17 protein-coding genes, 2 tRNA genes and 3 rRNA genes are annotated in these 22,761 nt (G+C 40.5%); 12 read left to right on the forward strand and 10 right to left on the reverse strand.

The window, feature by feature from the left end; genetic code table 11:
* Nucleotides 1–64: 64 nt before the first annotated feature.
* Nucleotides 65–2,020 carry a putative porin gene (locus MQE36_RS07905; protein ID WP_242938623.1) on the forward strand — a complete coding sequence of 652 codons (1,956 nt, stop codon included), beginning with the start codon at nt 65–67 and terminating at the stop codon, nt 2,018–2,020.
* 281 nt (nt 2,021–2,301) lie between these two features.
* On the opposite strand, the gene MQE36_RS07910 is transcribed toward MQE36_RS07905, so the two are convergent.
* Nucleotides 2,302–3,210, reverse strand: a complete 909-nt coding sequence (locus tag MQE36_RS07910) for an IS3 family transposase (RefSeq protein WP_242938624.1) — start codon at nt 3,208–3,210, stop codon at nt 2,302–2,304.
* Between the two features lie 2 nt (nt 3,211–3,212).
* Nucleotides 3,213–3,749 (reverse strand): hypothetical protein, encoded by a 537-nt coding sequence (locus tag MQE36_RS07915; protein WP_242938625.1) that lies wholly within the window; start codon nt 3,747–3,749, stop codon nt 3,213–3,215.
* A 672-nt stretch (nt 3,750–4,421) separates the two neighbouring features.
* Here MQE36_RS07915 and MQE36_RS07920 point away from each other — a divergent pair.
* The 9 genes from MQE36_RS07920 to MQE36_RS07960 all read left to right on the forward strand — a co-directional run bounded on the left by MQE36_RS07920 (nt 4,422) and on the right by MQE36_RS07960 (nt 14,509).
* Nucleotides 4,422–5,942, forward strand: a 16S ribosomal RNA gene (locus MQE36_RS07920).
* 153 nt (nt 5,943–6,095) lie between these two features.
* Nucleotides 6,096–6,169: transfer RNA gene (locus MQE36_RS07925), tRNA-Ile, on the forward strand.
* 136 nt (nt 6,170–6,305) lie between these two features.
* Nucleotides 6,306–6,379, forward strand: a tRNA-Ala gene (locus MQE36_RS07930).
* A gap of 191 nt (nt 6,380–6,570) precedes the next feature.
* Nucleotides 6,571–9,398, forward strand: a 23S ribosomal RNA gene (locus MQE36_RS07935).
* An 85-nt stretch (nt 9,399–9,483) separates the two neighbouring features.
* A 5S ribosomal RNA gene (rrf, locus tag MQE36_RS07940) occupies nt 9,484–9,591 on the forward strand.
* Together the 16S, 23S and 5S rRNA genes with 2 tRNA genes alongside form the textbook arrangement of a ribosomal RNA operon.
* An 85-nt stretch (nt 9,592–9,676) precedes the next feature.
* Nucleotides 9,677–11,692 carry a LamG domain-containing protein gene (locus MQE36_RS07945; RefSeq protein ID WP_242938626.1) on the forward strand — a complete coding sequence of 672 codons (2,016 nt, stop codon included), beginning with the start codon at nt 9,677–9,679 and terminating at the stop codon, nt 11,690–11,692.
* A 109-nt stretch (nt 11,693–11,801) separates the two neighbouring features.
* Nucleotides 11,802–13,148, forward strand: a complete 1,347-nt coding sequence (locus MQE36_RS07950; RefSeq protein ID WP_242938627.1) for a Gfo/Idh/MocA family protein — start codon at nt 11,802–11,804, stop codon at nt 13,146–13,148.
* A 21-nt stretch (nt 13,149–13,169) separates the two neighbouring features.
* On the forward strand, nt 13,170–13,913 hold the full coding sequence (locus MQE36_RS07955) for a 3-keto-disaccharide hydrolase (RefSeq protein ID WP_242938628.1): 744 nt from the start codon (nt 13,170–13,172) through the stop codon (nt 13,911–13,913).
* Nucleotides 13,910–14,509, forward strand: a complete 600-nt coding sequence (locus MQE36_RS07960) for a 3-keto-disaccharide hydrolase (protein ID WP_242938629.1) — start codon at nt 13,910–13,912, stop codon at nt 14,507–14,509. Before MQE36_RS07955 ends, MQE36_RS07960 begins: the two co-directional genes overlap by 4 nt.
* Nucleotides 14,510–14,615: 106 nt before the next feature.
* Here the strand turns inward: MQE36_RS07960 and MQE36_RS07965 are convergent, their stop codons facing one another.
* Nucleotides 14,616–14,843 (reverse strand): DUF6095 family protein, encoded by a 228-nt coding sequence (locus tag MQE36_RS07965; protein ID WP_242938630.1) that lies wholly within the window; start codon nt 14,841–14,843, stop codon nt 14,616–14,618.
* A gap of 148 nt (nt 14,844–14,991) precedes the next feature.
* Here MQE36_RS07965 and MQE36_RS07970 point away from each other — a divergent pair, with 148 nt between their 5' ends.
* Nucleotides 14,992–16,113 (forward strand): acyltransferase family protein, encoded by a 1,122-nt coding sequence (locus MQE36_RS07970; RefSeq protein ID WP_242938631.1) that lies wholly within the window; start codon nt 14,992–14,994, stop codon nt 16,111–16,113.
* Nucleotides 16,114–16,254: 141 nt separating this feature from the next.
* Here MQE36_RS07970 and MQE36_RS07975 read toward each other — a convergent pair whose 3' ends face one another.
* From MQE36_RS07975 to MQE36_RS08000, 6 genes are all read right to left on the reverse strand, one after another.
* Nucleotides 16,255–16,740 (reverse strand): DUF2938 domain-containing protein, encoded by a 486-nt coding sequence (locus MQE36_RS07975; protein WP_242938632.1) that lies wholly within the window; start codon nt 16,738–16,740, stop codon nt 16,255–16,257.
* 320 nt (nt 16,741–17,060) lie between these two features.
* Complete coding sequence (locus MQE36_RS07980; protein ID WP_242938633.1) at nt 17,061–17,864, reverse strand: hypothetical protein; 804 nt, start codon at nt 17,862–17,864, stop codon at nt 17,061–17,063.
* A gap of 364 nt (nt 17,865–18,228) precedes the next feature.
* Nucleotides 18,229–19,077 carry a helix-turn-helix domain-containing protein gene (locus MQE36_RS07985; protein ID WP_242938634.1) on the reverse strand — a complete coding sequence of 283 codons (849 nt, stop codon included), beginning with the start codon at nt 19,075–19,077 and terminating at the stop codon, nt 18,229–18,231.
* Nucleotides 19,078–19,088: 11 nt separating this feature from the next.
* Entirely contained in the window at nt 19,089–19,883 is a 795-nt protein-coding gene (locus MQE36_RS07990; protein ID WP_242938635.1) for a cation efflux transmembrane domain-containing protein, read from the reverse strand.
* 120 nt (nt 19,884–20,003) lie between these two features.
* The gene (locus tag MQE36_RS07995) at nt 20,004–20,672 is read right to left on the reverse strand and encodes a hypothetical protein (protein ID WP_242938636.1); all 669 of its coding nucleotides are present in this window, start codon (nt 20,670–20,672) and stop codon (nt 20,004–20,006) included.
* A gap of 128 nt (nt 20,673–20,800) precedes the next feature.
* Nucleotides 20,801–21,262: an Lrp/AsnC family transcriptional regulator gene (locus tag MQE36_RS08000; RefSeq protein ID WP_242938637.1), complete on the reverse strand. Its 462-nt coding sequence runs from the start codon at nt 21,260–21,262 to the stop codon at nt 20,801–20,803.
* Between the two features lie 110 nt (nt 21,263–21,372).
* On the opposite strand from MQE36_RS08000, the gene MQE36_RS08005 reads away from it, so the two are divergent.
* Nucleotides 21,373–21,888 carry a GNAT family N-acetyltransferase gene (locus MQE36_RS08005; protein ID WP_242938638.1) on the forward strand — a complete coding sequence of 172 codons (516 nt, stop codon included), beginning with the start codon at nt 21,373–21,375 and terminating at the stop codon, nt 21,886–21,888.
* A 131-nt stretch (nt 21,889–22,019) separates the two neighbouring features.
* Here the strand turns inward: MQE36_RS08005 and MQE36_RS08010 are convergent, their stop codons facing one another.
* Nucleotides 22,020–22,451, reverse strand: a complete 432-nt coding sequence (locus tag MQE36_RS08010) for a PH domain-containing protein (protein WP_242938639.1) — start codon at nt 22,449–22,451, stop codon at nt 22,020–22,022.
* Nucleotides 22,452–22,761 lie beyond the last annotated feature (310 nt).

The following is a 22,761-nucleotide window of genomic DNA, read 5'->3' on the forward strand; positions in this document are numbered from 1 at the left end:
ATTACAATTATGTCCGGCAAATTTCGTTAAAAACTATACCTTTGTTGCAAACTGAAAATAATTAATGAGAAAGGTTATAGCTTTTATTGCATTTGTTTTGACTTGTACAGCAGGTTTTGCCCAGGAAGGATCAGGAAGGGTTGGCGGAAAACCATCGGCAGATCAAAATAAAAGATTACAAAAAGAAAAGCCTGGTCAGAAAGCTGATCAAATAGTTATCCAGGATTATAAAATTATTACCTTAGACAGAGATACAACCTTTTTAGATACGACCCTGAGTATACAAAAAGAGTATAAGTATAATTACCTCCGCAAGGACAACTTCGAATTGCTGCCTTTTTCCAATGTAGGGCAAACTTATAACTCCCTGGCTTTGGCTGAGCCTTCTGATGATTATTATCCGGGACTCGGAGCAAGAGCGAAGCATTTCAACTATATGGAAGCAGAAGACATTAAATACTATCACGTACCCACACCATTGACCGACCTGTTTTTTAAAACAACGATGGAGCAGGGGCAGTTGTTAGATGCTTTTATAACGTTGAACACCTCAAGACAATTTAATGTGTCAATTGCCTACAAGGGCTTACGTTCCTTAGGGAAATATCAGCACATACAGGCGAGTACAGGTAACTTCAGGTTTGCTGCAAGCTATCTGTCAAAAAACAAACGTTACAATCTGCGGATGCATTTTGCCTCACAGGATATATTGAATCAGGAAAACGGAGGTGTGGCAAATAAAAATCAGTTTGAATCCGGGAATTCAGAGTTTACAGACAGGTCCAGAATGGATGTGAATTTTCAGAATGCCGAGAATTTCCTTTTGGGGAAACGCTACTTTTTAGATCAGGAATATGTCATAGTTCAGAATAAAGAAAGTAATCCGGATCATTCGCTTACAATCGGACATAGGCTAAACTACGAAACCAAGTATTATGAATACAGGCAGGAGTCGCAGAACGATTACTTCGGAGAGGCATTTCAAACATCAAATCTGAATGACAGAGCCAGGCTTAAGGCATTGGCAAACCAAATGCGGCTTCGGTACAAAAATAAACTGCTCGGAGAGCTAACGGTATCTAATTATATCTATGCATACAATTACTATTTTAATAGTATAGTGGTAACTCCCGATCAAACGATCACGAATCAGTTCAAAGGAGAAGATTACTCATTTGGAGCTTCATGGAAAAAGAAGATAGGAGGGTTCTACCTTGATGCGAATGCTGGTGCAAGTATATATGGCGATTTAGGAGGTAATTTGTTTAAAGCAAGCGCAGGGTATATATTTAACGGAGAAAATAGAATATCAGCTACCGTTAAATCTGTAACAGCTTCTCCGAACTTCAATTTCTTATTGTATCAAAGCGACTATAAAGATTACAACTGGGATAACAGAAATGAATTTGATAAGGAAAAGGAGAAGAGCCTGTCAGTCGATTTTGAAACAAAACGGTTCGGGAGTATCAATGCTTCTTATAATGTTATAAATGATTATGCTTATTTCGGTCGGCAGACCCCGGTTTCCGATGAAGTATTTCAGGTGAAGCCGCTTCAGTACAATAACACCATTAACTATTTAAAGGTAAAATATACAAAAGATCTTAAGCTAGGGAAATTCGGGCTGTATAATACGATCATGTATCAGGAGGTAGCACAAGATGACGATATCCTTAATGTACCCCAATTGATAACCAGAAATACACTTTATTTCTCCGACCATGTATTTAAAAAGGCCATGTACCTCCAGACAGGAATAACGTTTAAGTACTTTACCGAATATAAGGCCAATGCCTATAATCCTTTGTTGGGAGAATTCTATGTTCAGGATCAGGAGAAAATCGGAAACTTTCCTTTATTGGACTTCTTTATAAATGCCAAAGTAAGGCAAACAAGAATATACCTTAAGGCAGAACACTTCAATTCGTCCTTCTCAGGTTATAAGTTCTATTCGGCTCCTGACTATCCCTATCGCGATTTCGTGATACGCTTTGGCTTGGTATGGAATTTCTTTTCTTAATATATATATAGTATATATAAGGTATTCATATGCATTTGAGATAAAGTCGGGGTATACTACTATTGTATAATAGTGTTGTTCCGGTGTATCTGCTATTTAAAATGATGTTTAGCTCAGGGTTTCGGTTGCTTTAAAGTTGTTTAGGCCTGGTATTGACCCGGTTCAGGCCCGGTGTTGGCCCGGTTATACTTTATATATAAGGTAGGGCAGACCCGTCCTAAAATAGCTATACAGGTTATTAAATAAATCCTGACATAATTATACAACTCTTTTTCTTAATCCTAAAATGACTGTACAGTCATTTTAGGATTGCTATAAGTTTGATAGTTTTTCCATCGTTTTTTAAGTATAGTTGTTTTTAAATGCGCTTGGTTAGGCGTTAGGTAATCACAGCTTGCATGTGGTCTCAAAGCATTATAATTAGCAATGCTCTTTGATATGTGCTTTTGTGTTTGCCCAAGCCCGAGCATACTTGAGTGCAAATTGAACTCTGTTTTTATGATGCCATTGACACGTTCTGCAATGGCATTTTCATAGGGGTCTCCATTCTCTGTCATGCTAATGGCCACATTGTTCTGGAGCAACAGCTTCACGTATTGAGATGAACAATACTGTGAACCTCTATCGGAATGGTGTACCATTGGCTCTTGGTATGTTTTGTTGTTCAAAGCCATTGTTAAAGCATCAATACAGCCTTGTGCCGTCAGGTCCATCCTAAAACTATATCCCATTATCTTTCTTGAGAAAGCATCTGTTATCAAGCTTAAATAGCCCCATTGGTTAACCATTCTGATATAGGTTATATCACTGACCCATACCTGTTCTGGACGGGTTATTTCCATGTCTTTAATCAGGTTGCTGTACTTTTTCATCCAATGTCTTGAATTGGTCGTCATGGCTTTGCGTTTTCGTTGCCTGACCAATAGATTATGGTCACACAGCAAATTGAACAGATAGTCCCTGCCAATGGTTATATTGTGGGACAAAAGCCTTTTGCCCAATAGGTGGTGCAGTTTACGGGTACCCAATCTGGGTAGCTGCTTTCTGATATTGGAGACCTCCTGGAGAATGATATCCTCTTTGACCAGACTGCGTTCTTTTCGACAGAGGGCATCGTAGTAAGCATGCCTTGTTTTACCAAACAGCTGGCACAGCAGACCTATCCCCAATTTGGGGAAGTCCTGCTTCATTTTTAGGACTGTTTGGCACCAGACTTTTTTCTGATATCGATTTTAAGTTGGTCTTCGGCTACATCAATCAGTGTGTTTAAGGCTTTTATCTTTAGTTCTGCCTCTTGTAAAGCTTTTTCCAAAGCTTGTTTGTCCGGTGATTTTTGTTTTGCCATTTGAGGTTGGGTTTCAATACAAAGATCGACTTTTTCTTCTTTAAAGCGCAATATCCAGCCCCTTATGGTCTTTTCTGTTTTGATATTGTAGGCTGTACGGGCTTCCGCAATGCTCATCCTACCCTGCTCTATGGCCGTAACGATGGTTCGCTTTTGGAGCTTGGTGTAGCTCCTCCTCTTGAGCTGCTGGTGATAGTGCTCCGAACCGTACCGGTTCATCCAGTCATCCAAAGTGCTTGCGCCCATTTTATAGATCCGTTTGGCCTGTTTCCTTGGGAGGCCAGCTTCTACTTCTTGAACGATTTTTTTGATCAACCGCTTGTCATAGCGTTCTTGTTTGCCTGAACACATTACATAATTTTCTTCTTGTTTTGCTGTTTCCATACACGTGTTTTTGTGTATAGCTATTTCAGGACAAGACAGGCAGATAGATGATTGTGCTAAAGGAGATCGGATTGTCTGTGTTGTTTTGAAAATAATTTTGGAGTTAAAGGGCTAGAAATAAACGGGGTATAAAAAACTTTAAAAAAACTTGAGAATGATGTTTGGAAAAGTGGATAAAAGAGTTTTATATTTGCACCCGCTTTGAGAGAGAGACGATGCGTTGGGATAAGCGAAGTTCATAGACATAGTGCGGGATATAGAAGATTAAGGCGATAAAATTTTCAGAAAAAAAACTGAAAAAAAAGTTTGCTGAAAAGAAAAAGAGTTTTTACATTTGCACCCGCTTTGAGAGGCACGAAATTAACGGGTTTTGAGGAGTGAGTTCATTGAGATGGAGCGGTGTAAAAATGGTTTAAAACCGGCCGAAAATTTTTTTAAAAAAAAGCAAAAAAAGATTTGGTTTAAATGAAAAAGAGTTTTTATATTTGCACCCGCTTTACGAAAGGGTAGAGCGACACAAAAAGAGAGAGAACGTAAGTTTCTTTATATAATAAGAGAAGTTCATTGATATATTGTTGACAGCACAATTTTTGGTAAGACAAGAGTTAAAACAAAAAAGACAACGTCATACTTGAGTAAGGACTTATAGTTGGGAATAATATTTAAAGATTAACAACGAAGAGTTTGATCCTGGCTCAGGATGAACGCTAGCGGCAGGCCTAACACATGCAAGTCGAGGGGTAGAGATCAGCTTGCTGATTTTGAGACCGGCGCACGGGTGCGTAACGCGTATGCAACCTACCTTTTACAGGGGGATAGCCCAGAGAAATTTGGATTAATACCCCATAAGATTATTTAATGGCATCATATAGATAATTAAAGCTACGGCGGTAAAAGATGGGCATGCGTCCTATTAGCTAGATGGAGTGGTAACGGCACCCCATGGCGACGATAGGTAGGGGTCCTGAGAGGGAGATCCCCCACACTGGTACTGAGACACGGACCAGACTCCTACGGGAGGCAGCAGTGAGGAATATTGGACAATGGTCGGAAGACTGATCCAGCCATGCCGCGTGCAGGAAGACTGCCCTATGGGTTGTAAACTGCTTTTATACAGGAAGAATAAGCTCTACGAGTAGAGTGATGACGGTACTGTAAGAATAAGCATCGGCTAACTCCGTGCCAGCAGCCGCGGTAATACGGAGGATGCAAGCGTTATCCGGAATCATTGGGTTTAAAGGGTCCGTAGGCGGGCTAATAAGTCAGAGGTGAAAGTTTGCCGCTCAACGGTAAAATTGCCTTTGATACTGTTAGTCTTGAATGGTTGTGAAGTGGTTAGAATAAGTAGTGTAGCGGTGAAATGCATAGATATTACTTAGAATACCAATTGCGAAGGCAGATCACTAACAACTGATTGACGCTGATGGACGAAAGCGTGGGGAGCGAACAGGATTAGATACCCTGGTAGTCCACGCCGTAAACGATGGATACTAGCTGTTTGCCTTTCGGGGTGAGTGGCTAAGCGAAAGTGATAAGTATCCCACCTGGGGAGTACGCTCGCAAGAGTGAAACTCAAAGGAATTGACGGGGGCCCGCACAAGCGGTGGAGCATGTGGTTTAATTCGATGATACGCGAGGAACCTTACCAGGGCTTAAATGTAGATTGACAGGTTTAGAGATAGACTTTTCTTCGGACAATTTACAAGGTGCTGCATGGTTGTCGTCAGCTCGTGCCGTGAGGTGTCAGGTTAAGTCCTATAACGAGCGCAACCCTTGCCGTTAGTTGCCATCAGGTTATGCTGGGGACTCTAACGGGACTGCCGGTGCAAACCGCGAGGAAGGTGGGGATGACGTCAAATCATCACGGCCCTTACGTCCTGGGCTACACACGTGCTACAATGGTAGGTACAGAGAGCAGCCACTTGGTGACAAGGAGCGAATCTATAAAGCCTATCACAGTTCGGATCGTAGTCTGCAACTCGACTACGTGAAGCTGGAATCGCTAGTAATCGGATATCAGCCATGATCCGGTGAATACGTTCCCGGGCCTTGTACACACCGCCCGTCAAGCCATGGAAGCTGGGGGTACCTGAAGTCGGTCACCGCAAGGAGCTGCCTAGGGTAAAACTAGTGACTGGGGCTAAGTCGTAACAAGGTAGCCGTACCGGAAGGTGCGGCTGGAACACCTCCTTTCTAGAGAAAACTGACTGAGGTTTTTATAAGGGTTTGATGTTGTTTTTTAGCTGTCAATAAGAAGATTGAGGATGATAAATTAAGAATAGTAATAAGATTTATTCATTTATGAAGTTTTTTATTAGTTTTTAATTACTCATTATTAATTGATAAAGTCTCGTAGCTCAGCTGGTTAGAGCGCTACACTGATAATGTAGAGGTCGGCAGTTCGAGTCTGCCCGAGACTACGGAAGTAGTTCAAGGGAATTACGATTAAAAGTTCATTGATTGAAATATTGGAAATTTTAGAAGTTGAGCACTAGTTTACAGTACACGGTTTACAGTACGCAGTACCTGAATACTGTTATACTGCCGACTGATTAAGGGGAATTAGCTCAGCTGGCTAGAGCGCCTGCCTTGCACGCAGGAGGTCATCGGTTCGACTCCGATATTCTCCACAAGGCAATGCCTTGAGATGTTAAGTTTCAAGGGTATTGCGACAGAGTTGGTTACTGACTTATGGTCGGTGTCGGCTCTTTATAAAGTTCATTGACATATTGAGATAAAGATATACGAGAAAAGCAAACAAGTAGAATAGAATCAAAGAATACGGTATTGCATTAATGATAATGTGATACAGCAAAAGTACAATAAGCTAAATAAGGGCGTATGGGGGATGCCTAGGCTCTCAGAGGCGAAGAAGGACGTGGTAAGCTGCGAAAAGTTGCGGGGAATGGCACACACATATTGATCCGCAAATGTCCGAATGGGGCAACCCGGCTGGTTGAAGGCCAGTCACATCGTAAGATGAGCAAACCCGGAGAACTGAAACATCTAAGTACCCGGAGGAGAAGAAAACAAAAGTGATTCCGTTAGTAGTGGCGAGCGAACGCGGATTAGCCCAAACCAATGCGGTTACGGCTGTATTGGGGTTGTAGGACTGCGCTATCTGGTGCATATTGAATGAGAACACTTTGGAAAGAGTGACCATAGAGGGTGATAGTCCCGTATTGGTAAGATATGTTACTGGTAGCAGTATCCTGAGTAAGGCGGGGCACGTGAAACCCTGTTTGAATTTGGCGGGACCATCCGCTAAGGCTAAATACTCCTGAGAGACCGATAGTGAACCAGTACCGTGAGGGAAAGGTGAAAAGCACCCTGAATAAGGGAGTGAAAGAGAACCTGAAACCATACGCTTACAAGCGGTCGGAGCCCCATTAGGGGTGACGGCGTGCCTTTTGCATAATGAGCCTACGAGTTACTGTTACTAGCGAGGTTAAGTACTTCAGGTACGGATCCGTAGCGAAAGCGAGTCTGAATAGGGCGCTATAGTTAGTAGTAGTAGACGCGAAACCGAGTGATCTACCCATGGGCAGGGTGAAGCTGTGGTAACACACAGTGGAGGCCCGAACCCGTTGACGTTGAAAAGTCTTGGGATGACCTGTGGGTAGGGGTGAAAGGCCAATCAAACTCGGAAATAGCTCGTACTCCCCGAAATGCATTTAGGTGCAGCGTTAGTATAGTTATATAGAGGTAGAGCTACTGATTGGATGCGGGGGCTTCACCGCCTACCAATTCCTGACAAACTCCGAATGCTATATAATGTTTACTAGCAGTGAGGGCTAGGGTGCTAAGGTCCTAGTCCGAAAGGGAAAGAACCCGGACCATCAGCTAAGGTCCCCAAGTGTATACTAAGTTGAATAAACGCGGTCTGATTGCTTAGACAGCTAGGATGTTGGCTTGGAAGCAGCCATTCATTTAAAGAGTGCGTAACAGCTCACTAGTCGAGCGATCGGGCATGGATAATAATCGGGCATAAGTATACCACCGAAGCTATGGATTTGTATTAATACAAGTGGTAGGGGAGCATTCTATGGGCGTTGAAGGTTTACTGTGAGGTATGCTGGAGCGCATAGAAAAGAAAATGTAGGCATAAGTAACGATAATGCGGGCGAGAAACCCGCACGCCGAAAAACCAAGGTTTCCTCAGCTATGCTAATCAGCTGAGGGTTAGTCAGGGCCTAACGCGAACCCGAAGGGGGTAGTGGATGGACAACAGGTTAATATTCCTGTACCTGCATAACAATAAAAGTGACGAAGGTGAGTGGTTGGTGCGTACTGATGGAATAGTACGTTGAAGGACTTGAAAGGGTCCGATAGTACACTAAGGCTACGGCCGCGGTGATAATCCAGCGAATCGACTTCCAAGAAAAGCGAGTTATGCAGCCTGTACCGTAAACCGACACAGGTGGTTGGGATGAGTATTCTAAGGCGCTCGAGAGATTCATGGCTAAGGAACTAGGCAAAATCGACCTGTAACTTCGGGAGAAAGGTCGCCCCACTCCGGTGGGGCCGCAGTGAAAAGGTCCAGGCGACTGTTTATCAAAAACACAGGGCTCTGCGAAATCGAAAGATGAAGTATAGGGCCTGACACCTGCCCGGTGCTGGAAGGTTAAGAGGAGATGTTATCTTCGGAGAAGCATTGAATTGAAGCCCCAGTAAACGGCGGCCGTAACTATAACGGTCCTAAGGTAGCGAAATTCCTTGTCGGGTAAGTTCCGACCTGCACGAATGGTGTAACGATCTGGACACTGTCTCGGCCATGAGCTCGGTGAAATTGTAGTATCGGTGAAGATGCCGATTACCCGCAGTGGGACGAAAAGACCCCGTGAACCTTTACTATAGCTTCGTATTGACTTTGGATAAGTGATGTGTAGGATAGGTGGGAGACTTTGAAGCAGCATCGCCAGGTGTTGTGGAGTCATTGTTGAAATACCACCCTTCGCTTATTCGGAGCCTAACCCCATGTATATGGGGGACAGTTCGTGGTGGGTAGTTTGACTGGGGTGGTCGCCTCCAAAAGCGTAACGGAGGCTTCTAAAGGTTCCCTCAGCACGCTTGGTAACCGTGCGTAGAGTGCAATGGCATAAGGGAGCTTGACTGAGAGACCTACAAGTCGATCAGGTGCGAAAGCAGAGCATAGTGATCCGGTGGTTCCGAATGGAAGGGCCATCGCTCAAAGGATAAAAGGTACTCCGGGGATAACAGGCTGATCTCCCCAAGAGCTCACATCGACGGGGGGTTTGGCACCTCGATGTCGGCTCGTCACATCCTGGGGCTGGAGAAGGTCCCAAGGGTTGGGCTGTTCGCCCATTAAAGTGGCACGCGAGCTGGGTTCAGAACGTCGTGAGACAGTTCGGTCTCTATCTACTGTGGGCGTTAGAAATTTGAGTGGACCTGACTCTAGTACGAGAGGACCGAGTTGGACTAACCTCTGGTGTAGCTGTTGTTCTGCCAAGAGCATTGCAGCGTAGCTATGTTGGGAAGGGATAAGCGCTGAAAGCATATAAGCGCGAAACCCGCCACAAGATGAGATTTCTTTAAAGGGTCGTTGGAGATGACAACGTTGATAGGCTATAGGTGGAAGTGCAGTAATGTATGGAGCCGAGTAGTACTAATTACCCGTAAGCTTATGTACTGATTCTTTTTCTTGTTAAAATCTTATAAATTTTTATCTCAATATGTTACCTTATTAAAGTAGGCATTAAGTCACTTAAAGACTTAAGGTGGTTACAGCGGTGGGGCTCACCTCTTCCCATTCCGAACAGAGCAGTTAAGCCCACCAGCGCAGATGGTACTACGAAAGTGGGAGAGTATGTCGCCGCCTTCTTTGAAAACCCTTTATCATAACGATAAAGGGTTTTTTGTTTTTTATACTTCCCTTTTTTTTACCTTCGGAGATTCTAATCCGAGCTATGAATATTTTGAATGTAAATCCTTTTTACTGCCTGTTTGTAATCTTGTACTGTCAGCTGTGTTTTCCACAACATGATAAAGCAGCGATTACATTGCTTTCCGATAAAGAGAAGGTGCCGGAGGGAATGTATATTCTTGACTTTAGCCGGGGCAGTATCACTTTCAAGGAGGAAGTGATCGATTATGCCATCGATCTGGTAAATGTGGATACGGTATACTGGAATAGATCAAAGATCGATTCTGTTGTTCAGGATAAAGGAATCTTGCCTGAATATGCGATCAGGGATGCCGCCGGTTATTATGATGATTATATTGATCAGCTGAATAATTTTAAAAGAAGTGGTGTAAATGTGGTTATCAATGGCGAGCCTCTGGTAGATGTGGGATGGAAAGAACACAATCTTAAAACTACAGGTGTCTTTACTGCTATTGCAGCTAAATTATCGCCTCAAAAACGTGGATTTTGGTTTTCTCCCGACATATTTAATTTTGACGATTATCACATAGACGAACCTAAAGTATTTACAGCCTATAAATATAACCTGACCGAAAAACTGACCTTTTTCTTGCCTTTTAAGAAAACAGTAGATAATGAAATTGCCACCGGGCAGGTTGCCGCCGGGAAGGATGTTGAGTTTGTTAAAGATCACCAGAGGGGGAATGTAGCCTACTTTAATGGAAATACCAGTTATATCGATTTTAGAGCTGATAATGACGAGAACTTTAAGGAGATTACAATAGCTGCATGGGTGAAACCGGAAGATGTCAGTGACAGCCATAGTATAATAGGGAAAGGAGAAGTCTTCTCAGCAAAGATCTATCAGGGGCGAATGATGTTTACTACTCCCGGGATTAAAGATCACCAGACATCCGAAAAAATAGTGAAGCCGAATGAATGGAATCATCTGGCTTTTGTTTACCTGCCGAACAGTAAAATGTACTTTTATCTCAACGGAGAACAGGTGTACGAAACGAAAGCATCGATCATAGAACAAAGTGATCATTCTATTTTGATCGGGAGTAATTTGTGGGGACAAAATTATAAAGGCGCAATGAGTGAGTTTGCACTATGGACCCGGGCTTTGAGCAATGAAGAAATAATGCAGGTGTATACCGATGGAATAACATGGGAGAATAAAGGTTCCGGGACTTATTACATACTTTACGTAGCAATTGCTGTTTTTGGCTTGGGGCTGTTACTTTTTTTATATCACCGCTCTAAAAAGTTAAAGAGCAAGCAAGGGACGGTTGCGGAGCCAAAAGTAATGATACCTGTCAAGAAAGTTGCTGTTAAAAGCTTTGATGTACAATTATTGGGCGGGTTCAGGATTTTTGACAAACAAAAAGAAGAGATCACGCATAAATTCTCTCCAAAGCGAAAAGAACTTCTCATATTATTGATCTTTTATACGCTCAAGGAAAATGGTATTACCTCCAAAAAAATGGGAGAGATTCTTTGGCCGTCGTTCTCTCCTTCCAGTATCAAGAACAACAGAAGCACTCAGATAAAAGAGATCAGGAAGGTTTTCGAAACATACCACATGGATATTTCTATAGTTTATGAAGATAAGAAATGGAAAATAGTGTTTGGCGGGAATATCACTGTAGACTTAGAGCGTTTAAATCAATACGTTTCATTTTTGTTGAGAACCAGGAAAAGTGAACTTAGTATCGAGTACCTGCCTGAGGTTATAAATACCGTTAATTCCGGATCAATGCTACCTAATATGGAAATAGAGTGGCTCGATGATTTCAAGGCGAGGTATGACAATAGTATTTTAGAAGTGCTGACACTCTATCTGGAAGATGATAAGTCGCAGGTAGCCGATGATGTTTTAATAGATATAGCTAATGCTATTTTGGTGATCGACCCGCTTCACGAAAGAGCTGTTAAAGAAAAAATAGAACTTCTTATCAAACAGGGAAAACATATGTCTGCCAAAAAGGTTGCTGCTAACTTTAAGAAGCTATATGAGAGTTTCTACAAGCAAGAATATGCTTCAGATCTTATCTGAAAGTTAAGTTTTTTTTAATTTTTTAACGGTATTACCCCTCTTATTACCCCTTCTGATATCTCATCACTGTTTAAGTTTAGACCATTAATTCAGCTAAACCTAAATATGCATGAACAATAAAAGAAGATTATTCCTTAGAAATCTTGGACTTGCCGGGGCAGCAGCCGGAGTAGCCCCGATGGCCTTCGCAAATGAGGCAAAAACATTTCAAATACTTAAGCGGTCGGATGCGGCGCCATTCGATAAAACTATAAGAATTGCACTCATCGGAGCAGGAGGTATGGGGATAGCAGATGCCAAAACAGCACTTTCAAATCCCAATACGGAGATGGTAGCCGTTTGCGATCTGTATAGCGGACGTCTGGATGCTGCGAAATCACTTTGGGGAAGCAATATTTTTGTAACCAAGAATTATAAAGAGTTGCTTAAACGTAACGATATAGATGCGGTTATTATAGGAACACCCGATCACTGGCACAAACAGATAGGTATTGATGCTCTTAAAGCGGGTAAACATGTATATTGTGAAAAGCCTATGGTACATTCTGTGGAAGAAGGAATGGAACTGATTGATGTGTGGAAGAAATCTGGTAAGATATTTATGGTAGGAAGCCAGGGAATGTCCTCTCTTGGTAATGAAAAAGCCAGGGAATTAATTGCAGCCGGAGCCATAGGAGATATTAATTATGCTGAAGGATTTTGGGCCCGTAATTCACCTGCCGGAGCATGGCAATATCCGATCCCTGATGACGCTTCCTTAAAAACGGTCGACTGGAAAAGATTTGTTTCGAATACAAACAAAAGGGGGTTTGATGCGACACGCTTTTTTAGATGGAGAAATTATACCGATTATGGTACAGGAATGTCTGGCGATCTGTTCGTGCACCTTTTTTCGAGCCTTCACTTTATTACAAGTTCTTACGGGCCGGATAAAATATCTGCCACAGGCGGATTGAGATATTGGAAAGACGGAAGAGAAGTGCCCGATGTTCTGTTAGGGATGTTCGATTATCCGGACAGTGAACAACATCCGGCCTTTAACCTTTCCTTGCGTTGTAATTTTGTAGATGGTACCAGTGGCAGCACTTATCTTAAGATCGTAGGAAGTAAAGGTTCTATGGAAGTAAAGTGGGAAGAGGTCATACTGAAGAGAAATGCCGGCAGTTACGATAATGATCCGTTCCTGAATGAAAAAGCCAGGGAGGCAAGTAATACGAGAACGGACAGAAAACATATAGTACCGCCTTTAGAAACCATATACAAGGCGGAAAAAGGGTATAAAGGGGCTCACTACGACCACTTTGCTAATTTCTTTAATGCGATAAGAACCAATGGTACGGTAGCACAGGATCCCGTTTTTGGTTTTAGGGCTGCGGCACCGGCATTGTTATGTAATGACAGCTATCGGCAGAATAAATTTATACAGTGGGATCCGGTAAATATGAAACTTGTATAATTTGACCAAAACATAGAACAGATGAAAAAAATAGTGTACACTCTCATTGCCCTGACAGTTATCGTCGCCTGTAAGGACCATGATAAAGAAAAGTCAACTGCTGCCGGTCAAACCAATACTTCTGAAAAGTCAGCAGGATCGCAGGAAGATAACTGGATGTATCTCTTCGACGGAACCTCTGTCGACGGATGGAGAGGATATAACGAAAAGACCCTGCCAGAGGGATGGGTCATAGAAGAAGGAATGCTTAAATCGCTTGGAAGGGGAGGCGATATTGGAGGCGATATCGTTTATGGAAAGGAAGAATTTGGAGAATTTGAACTTTCCCTGGAATGGAAAATAGCAGCGGGAGGCAACAGCGGTATTTTTTATCACGTTCTGGAAGGCGGGAAGTATAAGGCACCATATAACAATGCTCCGGAATATCAGGTGATCGATCAGATCGGATTTCCTCAAAAGCTTGAGCCATGGCAATCTATAGGAGCCGATTACGGAATGTATGCTCCGGATTTTGAAGGGGCCGTTAAAAAAGCGGGTGAATGGAATACCAGTCGTATCGTATTTACAAATGAAAAAGTGTCTTATTTTCTGAATGGGAAAAAGACCGTTGAATATGTTCCCTGGTCAGAAGACTGGACAAAAAGAAAAGAAGAGGGGAAATGGAAAGACTACCCGGATTATGGTATAGCTAAAAAGGGACTTATTGGTTTACAAGATCATGGTAGCTATATTTGGTATAAAAACATTAAAATCAAAAAATTATGAGAATTATAATTACATCAGCAGTAGCCTTATTAACATTAGTAGGCTGCAAATCTGGTTACACTTCTTTATTTAATGGCAACGATCTTACAGGATGGGAGATCTACGGAACTGAAAAATGGTACGTAGAAGACGGTTTGCTGGTTTCAGAGAGCGGACCGGATAAAATGTACGGTTATCTGGCTACAGACAAGCAGTACAAAGATTTTGAATTGACTGTAGAGTTTAAGCAGGAAGCAGACGGTAATAGCGGTGTGTTTTTCCGTTCGAGTATTGAGGGGACTAAAATTACCGGATGGCAGGTAGAAGTAGCTCCGCCGGCCAAGCATACCGGAGGGATCTACGAATCATATGGCCGTGGCTGGTTGATTCAGCCGGAAGCTTCAAAAGACGAAAACCTGAAGTATGGTGAATGGAACAAAATGAAGATCCGCGTCGTGGGTAATCATGTTACTACATGGTTAAACGGTGAAGAGATGATCAGTTTTACCGATCAAAAAATAGGAGATGCCAATGGTAAGATAGCCTTGCAGATCCATGATGGAGGCGGAATTAAAGTATACTGGAGAAATCTTAAAGTAAAAGAAGTAACAGATTAGGTTAGTTAGTTGAAGCGGGGACATACGAACGTTACAGGATTCGATTGTCGGATATTAAGTAAAGTTATGGTTTGGTTTATTACTTAATGTAATCAGTACGATGTCCCTATTTTTTCCCGAAAAAGGCTTGTAGCATCACCCTGATGCTATAGAATCCCATTCCTATGGCAGCAAAAGCACTTATTATCCCGGTAATTAACACAGGCCAGTAAAAGGGATGTCCTTCATTCTTGAAAGCCTGATAGATCAATATGGGAGCTATAAACATAAGGGCTAATGTGTATGCAAAATACTTGAAGCTCCTGGCAAATTGTTTCTTATCTGTACGCTGCATTGTTTTTTTTGTAAATGTAATTATAAAATTAATATTCGGGACTGTCTGCACACTGGTCGTCTTCAAAATCCCTGCCTGTTGTTTAAAAGATACATAATATACGAGAATGTATGGCCGAATTGGTATGAGGAGAAATAACAATATTTATATGAATTATTTTAATAAAGAAGAATTGCTGCAAAGTAAACAGCATTTTCATGTTTTAGACGGATTAAGAGGCATCGCTGCTTTGGCAGTTGTAGTGTTTCATTTTATGGAATGGGTATACCCCGACCATACTGAAAACGTTATCGGGCATGGTTTTCTTGCAGTAGATTTTTTCTTTTGTCTTTCAGGTTTTGTCATTGCCTATGCCTATGATAACCGGTTGCCGAAGATGGGAATCCGTTCGTTCTTCACCTCCCGACTGATCAGGCTGCATCCTTTGGTAATAGCCGGAACTGTACTTGGTATGGTCGGGTTGTTTGCCGATCCTTTTGCCGATCATATGGCTACATACCCGGTTTCGAGCCTTATATTGGTGTTTATATGCTCTTTGTTACTGATCCCGCTTCCCGTTATGGAGGAGAGGGCATTCAACCTTTTTAGTTTGAATGCGCCGTCATGGTCCCTGTTCTGGGAGTATATAGCAAATATTCTTTATGCTCTTGTACTGATCCGTCTTTCCCGAAAGGTTCTTTGGTTATTACTTTTGATAGCAGCAACGGCTTTAGTATGGGTGAGCTACGATGCCGGTAACCTGTTGGGCGGATGGAGCGGCGGAACCTTTGCAGATGGAGGGATTCGTATGGGGTATTCGTTTCTGGCAGGACTGCTCGTTTTTCGTTCCGGATGGATCGTTAAAAACAAGTTGGGTTTTATAGTCTTATCCCTCTTGTTGATCCTTGCATTTATGTCGTCCGGAATAGCGAATAACCGGTTGACAGAGCTTATAATTGTTATATTCTTTTTTCCGCTGTTGGTAGCACTTGGCGCAGGTTCTGCGCTGTCTGCTCCTCTTCGTAAAGTCTGTGCTTTTATGGGGAATATTTCTTATCCTTTGTATATGACCCATTATGCCGGTATCTGGTGGTTTGGAAATTACTATATCACTCAAAATCCGCCGAAAGAGAATCTCCCGTGGATCATTGGGGGCGGAACGGTGGCGATGGTGATTTTTGCCTGGTTGGTGATGACTTTTTACGATACGCCGATACGAAAATTTCTCAGCAGGAACCGTAAGGAAAGATTACGGTTTAAACAGTTGAAAAATATAGGCTTAAAAGAATGATAGAATTTATAAATAGTATAAGGCCTTGCCTGAAGAATTACTGATATATGGTTTTTGAAGACCTTTCTGTTTGTTATTAGAAATGATAAGATGATAAAAACACAGGCAAAATGCTGTAAAACACTTTGCCTGTGTTTTTCTTTAAGTCGTGAATTTGCTAATAATCAATGCGCTTATATATAAACCAACTCCAAACACGCTATGTGTTATGAGGCTCATTAAGCGAGCTTTGTTCGGATCGGGTAAATTGGAGCCTCCAATTCCGAAACCAAAAGCCGGCTGCATTATAAGGAAGGGTGCAGTAACCGTTATCAGCCCGATAAATAATGCAGGGAGCAGGGAAGGACCGGCAAGCCACTTTTTACCGTGAACTGCCACCAGCAAAAATGCAAATGTAATTCCGATAAGGTAATGTGCAACCCACCCTATCATCAGTTCGCCTGTTATCGGTGGACTGTCGAATATCTTATGGTGAAAGAACCTCCCTTTTGGCAAGTGCCCGATCCACCGGCCTACAAACCGATAGTCTAAAGTTTTTATACCCAGGGCTTTTAATACCAATGCGTAGATATCCATTGTCAACGTTGCCCCGATCCCAATCAAAATTGTTTGTACGATAGCATTCATATCTGTTTTTTTATGCAATAATACATTCCCGGGGAGTTTTGTAATAGGACAAAACTAAAGAGCGATAGTACTTATGTAAGGTGTTTACGGAAAGATTCAGGGGGTGTTCCGTTTGCTTGTTAAAGAACCTGGTAAAATAAGAAGCATCCTGATTCATAAACAATGGGCAGCCAGAAGCATCCTTCTGGCTTCAAGTAAGATTTATTCTGTAATGAATTCAGAATAGGTTTTTCCTAAGGAGTTTTTATAATGATATTGGGTTGATTACGGGAACAGGTGGAGACCGCCGGCAAAAGGATTTGATGCCATTAATAACGGTCTTATTTTGATATAAGCCTCAATTCAAATGAAATTTTAGTATTTACTTTGTTTCCATCCTTGATACCGGAAACAAATTCCGGAAAAGAAGTAATAGTCTTTATGATATCATCATTTATTTCGCTTGTATGTGGTGTTATTTTAGCGTTTTGAACACGACCTTGTTTATCAATGATAAAACTAATATGAAGTACTTTGTTATCTTTTATCGCGCTATAGTCAATAAAATCAATTATTGAATATTTAAAAGAATTAATAATAAAAGCTTTACCGTCTCCACGAGACTGATAACCTGTGATTTGAGGGGCGGTATCAACTTCATCAATGGAATAAAAACCGGCCAACTCTTTTGGTGCTTTAATTTCTGTTTTAAATTTTTCCAGTTCCTTAATAATGATCTTAGAGTTCTGATGATTTTCAATCTTTTCTATTTGAAGTATAATGTTATTCATGATAAAAAAGAATTTTTTACCATCTCTATTTCTTATGGCATACCGTTGATTATCTACTTCGAAATTTAAAAAAGGGCTGATTATATTAAATCTTTTATTGTCTAGATATGGGAGCAGATTTGCTTTATTTGTTTTGATATAGTTCTCTGGTGTAAATTCGAAAATTAAATTATTAAAGGTGTCGTCCATCTCTTCGATCTCTTTTTGATCAAGTCCTTTGTTCTCATAGCTGTAATATGTCCAGTCAATTACTTTCCATTTTCCTTCCAGCGTAATACCATTATTTTCATTTACACCACATCCATAAAGATTTACAGTTGTAAATACAATGCAGATTAAATATTTGATTTTCATTGTCATGTGATTTTTGAATCAAGGTTAATAATTTCTTTATATTCAGAATTACAGGTAAGTGCAAAAATAATAGGAGAGGAGGATTAAGTCTTTTTATTTTTTAAATTTTTATACACGATACTATTTAACGTCTAATAAATATAGGTAGTTCGCGTCGATGATAATACCAACTATATTGTTTTTTTCAAGATAATTTAAATAACTATGAATACAGAGTCACAGCTTTAATGCAAATGATCGTAAGTGTTGCTCCGACCCCGACCAAGATTGTTTATAGAGAGAGAATTATACTTGTTATTATTTAATCCGATAATTCATTCCGGGGGAGTTTTATTAATAGAACAAAATTCCAGTTTAGGGGTGCCTATAAAAGATTTTTACGAAAAGACTCAGGTGTATGACCTGTATGCTTTTTAAAGAACCTGATAAAATAAGAAGCATCTTCATATCCTAAGTCATAGGCAATTTCTTTTACCTGTATGGAAGTGGCTAAAAGCATTCTTTTGGCTTCCAGTAAAATTTGCTCTGTTATTAATCCGGAACAGGTTTTACCTAAAGCGTTTTTTGTTATGGTATTGAGCTGATAGGGGGTCAGGTGAAGTTTTTCGGCATAGAATCTTACCTGTTTGGAGCTGATGATATGTGTTTCGAGGAGCTCTGATAAGGTATCCAGAATCAATTGGTTATAACTACCGGATGTATTTAGGTCCTGATGTTTCTTACGCTGTCTGAAAAGTATGATAAATAAAAGATCCAGGTTAACTTTTATATGCTCTTCATACATACTTTTCTTATCCGTATATTCGTTAAGGATGCTGTCGAGAATGTGTTGTAGCTTAGCGTAAATTTCGGCTTGCAGGTGATAATGATTAGTAAAACCCGCCACCCTGAAAGCTTGTTTCTTTGTTTTGTTCTCCGGGGCATAAAAAGTTGTGTCAAAAGCAATCAGGTAGCCTTTCGTTCCTTTTTTCAGATAGAGCTGATGTACTTGTCCCGGACGTAATACGAATACATCCCGAGCCAGGACAGGGTAATCTGTAAAGTCGATTTGGTGTTTGCCCGTTCCACCGGTGATGGCAAGAAGGAAGAAGAAGTCATGGCGATGAATCTTTTCCGTCATATCTTTTTCAGCGAGCAAGGTATCGAGGTGAGTTATGGAAAAGTTGCCGGTGATGTTAGGTTCTTTTATGGTCTTTATTTTAATAGTTTGCATCGACCTTCTTATTACGTACTTAATTTTAAAATCCGGAATGCGCCTTGAGAGACCAAAATAAAAACAACGGAGCCGACGACGAGGTCGGGTTTGTTTGAATTCAGCCAATTAACCAGCAGGCCTGCAAATATAACACCCAAATTAATGATGACATCGTTGGAGGTAAAAATCATGCTCGCTTTCATATGTACTTCTTCTTTACTTTTTGATTTTTGTAAAATGTAAAGACAAATTCCGTTTGCAATTAAGGCCAATACAGAAATATAAATCATGAGGTTATAATCGGGGAGGTCACCCGAGCCGAAAAAACGTCTTAAAACTTCAATAAACCCTATGATAGCCAATGTTATCTGAAAATAACCGGCAAGTTTGGCAATTTGTTTTTTTCTGGTAAGTGCCCTGCCTACAGCCAGTAAGCTGATACCGTAAACAAAGCTATCGGCCAACATGTCCAGACTGTCAGCTATCAACCCCATCGATTTAGAGAACAGTCCGGTTGTCATTTCTATCATAAAAAATGAGAAGTTGATCGTCAGAACTGTCCATAGTAGTTTTTTCTGATTTTTGTTTTCTACGAATGTCGTTTGTTCTGTTTTTTCGGTTAGTATCTTTTTCCCTCCTAAATCCAGTTCGAGAATAGATTTTTCAATGTGATCCGTCTCTCCATTATGATATACTGTCAATCTCCGGTTGGGAATATCAAAGTCAAGATTTTCAATACTTGGGATACTGTCTAATTTCATCCGGATCAGGTTTTCCTCAGACGGACAGTCCATTTTGGTAATCACAAATATTGACTTATACATTTAATTAGTGTTATAGAATTTCTGACTCCTTGTTCTAAAGCCTGATATGTTGGTTTTTCCTGAAGTTAAACTGAATAACAAAGAAACAATAAGGATCTTTTCAAGGACCTTATTGATAAGCTATTCATTTTGATTCAGCGCATGAACAAATGTTTCATGGAGTCGATACATTCGTATTTGCTCCTGATCTGATTTGTTAAAGAAAATTACTTCAAATTCCTTTTTAGGCTTGGTGCCTTTTAAATGCCCGTTTAGCAATTGATTTTCTACTTTAATTAGCTCGAGTAATACAGGTTCTTTATTTTCATAGGCCAATGCTATTATAACTTCTCTGGCCTTATCTTGTATCCGATCACCTGATTTTTCAAGATAATTTGTTTTTTGAATGCTTATCGGGTTAAACAAATCACTGTAGTTAAATCCGGAGACCTCTTTGTTATGGATAATAAGGCCTTTTCTGGTTGCATCTATCGAGAAAATATCATCCTGGTTTATTGTTTTTTCTTCAATCAGGACAAAAGAATCTATTGATGTTATATCATGATCAAAAAAGCGAAGTACCTGATCGAGTTTATCGGCATGTATGGCTTCTTTTTGTATAGCTTTTGAGGTCAGGGAATCTTTGTAATGTTCCCCCATGGTTTTTATAAACTGATTAGTGACTTCGGGATCCATTGAATCTATGTGATTTCCCAACATGCTTTCAAGCTTATTAAGATAAAGTTTGGAGAAATCCTGTGCCTGTACTCCTGACCAAAATAGAATAAACAATAGTGTTAGTTTTTTCATCAAAAAGTTTGTGTATGGTTAATGATATATTTTTTTATAGTTTTCGAAAATAACCTAAAGAAGTAAGAAAAACAACATAGGATTTTCGGGTGTTCTTGTTTAGCGATTATTTTTTTGTAAGTTGGGTTTTAGATCGTTATCCCATAGTTTATTTTTACTTTATCCATTATTACGTGAGTGTAAAAATGTTTGAGATGTTTATTATCCATAAGATGTGTTTTTTGAAACTCTTCAAAGTGTTGCATATCCCTGGTTTGGGTAATTAAGACAAAATCATATGTTCCGGTTACATAATAGCATTGCGTTACTTCCGGGCACTTCGTCATGGCGATTTTAAATTCATCGATAGCTCTGGAATTTCCCTCATAGAGTATTACGTCAATAACACAGGTAACTCCAATACCTATTGCTTTGGGAGAAATAATAGAAATGTCAGCTTCGATGATATTATCGTTTCTCAGTTTTGTAATTCTGCGTTGTATGGCACTTTGGCTTAAGTTTATCTTATTGCTGAGTTCTTCGGTTGTTATTCTATTATTCTGTTGAAGAAACCGGAGTATTTTTTTATCGTAATCATCAAGCGGGCGCATAATTTTATCTTATTCAGGTTAAAATGTGTTTTATATCCCGTAATTACGGAAATATAGCATAATAAGTGCTTAAATATAGTGGTAATTTTGCATTATAAATTAAGGTGAAAATGATAGAAATAAAAAACAGTGAATTAAACGATGTTGAGAATATTCTGGAATTTTATAGAGAGGCAATTGCTTATCAGAAGAAAAAGAATGGGATACCGTGGCAAATAACAGAACGAAGCAGCATCGAAAAAGAGGTTAAAGAGAGCAGGCAGTATAAGTTAATGGTAGGAAATGAGATTGCCTGTATTTGGGTTGTTGCTTTTAACGATCATGAAATATGGAGAGACAAGGATTCTGAGCCGAGTGTCTACTTACATAGGATTGCTACAAATCCAAAATTCAGGGGACGTAATCTGGTCTCTGAAGTAATAACATGGGCAAAAGGATTTGCTCTTAAAAACCATAAAAGGTATTTAAGGTTAGATACGGCCGGGATAAATCCGGGGTTAATAACAAAATATGTTCAGAATGGTTTTAAATTTATAGACACTACTGAAATAGGGGTGTCGGATAGCTTGCCTGCACATTACCATAATGCGCAGATCTGCCTTTTTGAAATGAACTTACACTCATAATTAGGGACACCGGGGAGCTTTCAGAACATGGTACAGGCATACCGTGCTCTGCAAGACTCCCCTGAATAGAACCTTTTGTCCCGTATTTCCAAAGACCAGTAGCTTTTTGGAGGATATTGTAGATATACCTTTCATTCCGTTATTTTTATGTTTTTATTCAGGTGCAGTATTTTTCTAATAAAGGATTCGTTCGTTTTCGGGCTTATGTAAATTTCATTGTACCTGTCATATTTTATAATCAGTCCATTTTTGGAGGTTGCCGGTCTGAATCCGACCCAAAGTGTTTTCCCTTTTATGATTTCGGTTATTCGGTTAACATTTATTTTTCCATTAAAAGGTCCGCACCGGTATAGCAGTCCGTTTTCTTCAGATAGTTCATAATTCGTTCCGAAATACATCCAGAAGAGGAGTCCGATAACAGCCAGTATCGGAATGAGCACCCAGTATTCGTCTTTTTTCATCTCTCCGTTTATCATTCCTGCTATTGTGATTCCAATCAGAAATGCATTCGTTCCAAGAATTATGAAGCTGAATAAGACGTCTTTTTTACTGTTGAATTTCATTTTCTGTTTTGTTATAGCCCGACGCTTTGTCGGTCAGCAGATTTATTTTCCATCTGTCGACGACTAAAGAACTTATATGCAAGTTTATTTATTGGCACCGCCAAAGGGTATAATACCCCGAGGCTTGCCTCGAAATTAAAATTTGTTTCCGACCAATGCCTCGTGTGCTTGCACCGAGGTAGTTTACTCTTCCCGAAAATAGTTTAAATAACCCAAAGGAACAACTGCTCCGCATAGTCTCCTGGCTTTGCGGAATAAAAAATCTAATATTGGTAATAAGTTCCGAAGGCGGGAGACTTCGGAGAGCAGT

The organism is Zhouia spongiae (genome assembly GCF_022760175.1).
GTDB classification, from domain to species: domain Bacteria; phylum Bacteroidota; class Bacteroidia; order Flavobacteriales; family Flavobacteriaceae; genus Zhouia; species Zhouia spongiae.